This window comes from Gilliamella sp. Occ4-3 (genome assembly GCF_001690675.1).
GTDB lineage: Bacteria > Pseudomonadota > Gammaproteobacteria > Enterobacterales > Orbaceae > Gilliamella > Gilliamella bombi.
Window position 1 is genome coordinate 1 of record NZ_LZHR01000087.1, and the last position, 2,016, is coordinate 2,016.

Below are 2,016 nucleotides of genomic sequence, written 5' to 3' on the forward strand. Positions count from 1 at the left end.
ACAAACAGATAAAGAAAATACAATATCTATTGAACACACGCCCAAGAAAACGGCATAAGTTTAAAAGCCCTGCCGATTTTTATTCTAAGGAGTTAAGAAGAATTGCACTTCATGGTGTAATCTAGGCAAGAAAATTCTTTTTTTTATATTAATGTCAACTACATAAAAAGGACTAACGCATCGAAATTAACAGAAGTATTGCTGAAATATTTAACATCACTAGGATAAAATAGTTAATCTGATAAGATGAAAAATTAAATTCGGAATAAATATCTTATTTATTATAAAAAACCCAGCAAATGCTGGGTTAAAAACTTTTGTTATTTTATTAAATTTTAGTTGTAAACGTACGAGCAATAACATCACGTTGTTGTTCTGCTGTTAATGAGTTAAAACGTACTGCATAACCAGAAACACGAATTGTTAATTGTGGGTATTTTTCTGGGTGTTTTACAGCGTCTTCTAAAGTTTCACGACGAAGAACGTTCACATTTAAATGTTGACCACCTTCAACTTTTACAGTTGGAGCAACATCTAATGGAACTTCGCGATATTCGAATTGACCAAGTTCTGCAGTAGGAATGATTTGATCTTCTTTATAAACTGATTTAGCAGCTACACAACGAGCTTCTTTTGTAGAGTCGTCTAATAACCAGAAAGAGTTTAGAAGTGCTGAGTTGTCTGCTTTAGTAATTTGGATACCTGTAATCATTTTAAATCCTCCTAACGGGGCCTTATTGCCCTAAAATAATTATGGTTAATATAGCACTTTAAAAATTTGATAAAAGTCAAAAAAAACTATTGCTTCGATAAGTAATACCTTTAATTTCTATTTTCTTTTGTGATAGGTTATTATGTAGAAATATATTAGTTATTGCCCAGAAACACTGGCATTATTGATGAGTGATATCAAAATATGACAACAAAATTGACTTGGCATGAAGTTATTGGTGCAGAAAAACAAAAACTTTATTTTCAACAAATAATGCAATTTGTAAAGACTGAGCGTGCTAATGGCAAGATAATTTACCCGCCTCAGCATGATGTGTTTAATGCGTTTCGTTTTACACCATTTGATCAAATCAAAGTGGTGATTTTAGGGCAAGATCCTTATCATGGTCCTAATCAAGCTCACGGTCTTTCTTTTTCTGTTTTACCCGGAGTTAAGACACCACCATCGTTAGTTAATATTTATAAAGAACTGGCAACCAATATTGATGGTTTTACAATTCCTTCTCATGGCTATTTAGCTTCTTGGGCTGCTCAAGGTGTATTACTATTAAATAATGTGTTGACTGTTGAAGCGGGGCAAGCGCATTCTCATGCAAAAATAGGTTGGGAAACTTTTACTGATAATGTGATAGCGGCAATCGATGAGTATCTTGAAGGTGTGGTTTTTTTATTGTGGGGATCTCCTGCACAAAAAAAGGGGCAGTTTATTAATCGCCAAAAACATCATGTATTAACATCGGTGCATCCATCACCATTATCAGCTCATCGTGGATTTTTTGGCTGTAAGCACTTTTCCAAAGCGAATGATCTTATTATGCAACAAGGTAAAAAAGCAATAGATTGGCAACCAAGACTAGCGGAAAAACAAACATGAGTAATAATAAAAGACGCCGAACAAGTTTGCAGGAAATTGCAAATTTAATCGGGATTAGTAAAATGACAGTGAGTCGTTTTTTACGCAATCCCAATCTTGTATCTAAACCACTTCAATTACAAATTTCAGCCGCAATAGATAAGTTAGGATATATTCCTAATAAAGCTCCCGATATGCTGTCTAACGCTAAAAGTAATGCCATTGGTATTGTGTTCCCTTCTTTAACCAATCAGGTTTTCGCCGATATTTTAAAAGGTATTGAGATGGTGACTGATGTAAGAGGATATCAAACCATGATCACTCATACCGGATACAGTGCTGACAAAGAAGAGTTACGTTTACGCTCATTACTTTCTTATAATATTGACGGGTTAATTTTAACGGAAAGAACACATACTCCAGCAACATTA

3 protein-coding genes are annotated in these 2,016 nt (G+C 34.1%); 2 read left to right on the forward strand and 1 reads right to left on the reverse strand.

Annotated elements, in window-relative coordinates:
- Nucleotides 1-328: 328 nt before the first annotated feature.
- Nucleotides 329-712, reverse strand: a complete 384-nt coding sequence (gene grcA / locus A9G44_RS09175) for an autonomous glycyl radical cofactor GrcA (RefSeq protein WP_034910787.1) — start codon at nt 710-712, stop codon at nt 329-331.
- Nucleotides 713-916: 204 nt separating this feature from the next.
- On the opposite strand from grcA, the gene ung reads away from it, so the two are divergent.
- Both ung and A9G44_RS09185 read left to right on the forward strand, forming a co-directional pair.
- Complete coding sequence (gene ung, locus A9G44_RS09180) at nt 917-1,606, forward strand: uracil-DNA glycosylase (RefSeq protein ID WP_034910789.1); 690 nt, start codon at nt 917-919, stop codon at nt 1,604-1,606.
- Nucleotides 1,603-2,016 (forward strand): LacI family DNA-binding transcriptional regulator (locus A9G44_RS09185; RefSeq protein WP_143426362.1); only part of this gene is annotated, 414 nt, incomplete at its 3' end. The genes ung and A9G44_RS09185, both read left to right, overlap by 4 nt.

What these genes read in the sequence shown, in the direction of transcription:
- grcA (WP_034910787.1), bottom strand. Translation starts at nt 712, where the DNA reads ATGATTACAGGTATCCAAATTACTAAAGCAGACAACTCAGCACTTCTA.
- ung (WP_034910789.1), top strand. Translation starts at nt 917, where the DNA reads ATGACAACAAAATTGACTTGGCATGAAGTTATTGGTGCAGAAAAACAA.